At 68.1% G+C, this 1284-nt stretch carries 1 protein-coding gene and 1 pseudogene; both read right to left on the bottom strand.

Annotated features, from left to right (window positions below):
* The coding region (locus ACFYZB_RS46760; RefSeq protein ID WP_388768286.1) for a 2-oxoacid:ferredoxin oxidoreductase subunit beta at positions 1-596 on the bottom strand (596 nt) is incomplete at its 3' end.
* A pseudogene (locus ACFYZB_RS46755) lies at positions 586-1284 on the bottom strand (2-oxoglutarate ferredoxin oxidoreductase subunit alpha); the annotation flags it as partial. The pseudogene ACFYZB_RS46755 and the gene ACFYZB_RS46760, both read right to left, overlap by 11 nt.

Below are 1284 nucleotides of genomic sequence, written 5' to 3'. Positions count from 1 at the left end.
TCGATCAGTGCGGTGCCGGGGTGGCCGGCCGCGGCGCGCAGGACCTCGGTGAGGTGTTTGCGGTCGGAGTCGATGGTGCGGGCCACGAAGGAGGCTTCGGCGCCGATGGCGAGGGAGACGGGGTTGAAGGGGGCGTCGAGGGAGCCCATCGGGGTGGATTTGGTGATCTTGCCGAGTTCGGAGGTGGGGGAGTACTGGCCCTTGGTCAGGCCGTAGATCCGGTTGTTGAACAGCAGGATCTTGAGGTTGACGTTGCGGCGCAGGGCGTGGATGAGGTGGTTGCCGCCGATGGACAGGGCGTCGCCGTCGCCGGTGACCACCCATACGCTCAGGTCCCGCCTGCTGGTGGCCAGGCCGGTGGCGATGGCGGGGGCGCGGCCGTGGATGGAGTGCATCCCGTAGGTGTTCATGTAGTACGGGAAGCGGGAGGAGCAGCCGATGCCGGAGACGAAGACGATGTTCTCCTTCGCCAGCCCGAGTTCGGGCATGAAGCCCTGCACGGCGGCGAGGATCGCGTAGTCACCGCAGCCCGGGCACCAGCGCACCTCCTGGTCCGACTTGAAGTCCTTGGCCAGGAGCTTGAGTTCAGTCCTCATGGAGCGTCTCCTTCAGCGCCTCGGCGAGCTGTTCCGCCTTGAACGGCATGCCGTTGACCTGGGTGAACGAGTGCACATCCACGAGGTACTCGGCTCGCAGCAGCGTCGAGAGCTGGCCGAGGTTCATCTCGGGGATCACCACCTTGTCGTACCCCTTGAGGACCTCGCCGAGGTTGCGGGGGAAGGGGTTGAGGTGGCGCAGGTGGGCCTGCGCGATCGCCTCGCCCGCACCGCGCAGCCTGCGTACCGCCGCGGTGATCGGCCCGTAGGTGGAACCCCAGCCCAGCACCAGGGTGCGCGCACCGTCCGGGTCGTCGACCTCGATGTCGGGCACGGTGATCCCGTCGACCTTGGCCTGCCGGGTACGGACCATGAAGTCGTGGTTGGCCGGGTCGTAGGAGATGTTCCCCGTGCCGTCCTGCTTCTCGATACCACCGATACGGTGCTCCAGCCCCGGCGTGCCCGGGATCGCCCACGGCCGCGCCAGCGTCTGCGGGTCCCGCTTGTAGGGCCAGAACACCTCACTGCCATCGGCCAGGGTGTGGTTCGGGCCCGAGGCGAACTGCACCCGCAGGTCCGGCAGCTCGTCCAGATCCGGGATCCGCCACGGCTCCGAGCCGTTGGCCAGGTAACCGTCCGACAGCAGCATCACCGGCGTGCGGTAGACCAGCGCGATCCGCGCCGCCTC

This window comes from Streptomyces sp. NPDC001852, assembly GCF_042891825.1.
GTDB lineage: Bacteria > Actinomycetota > Actinomycetes > Streptomycetales > Streptomycetaceae > Streptomyces.
This window is presented reverse-complemented; position numbering and strand designations above follow the sequence as displayed.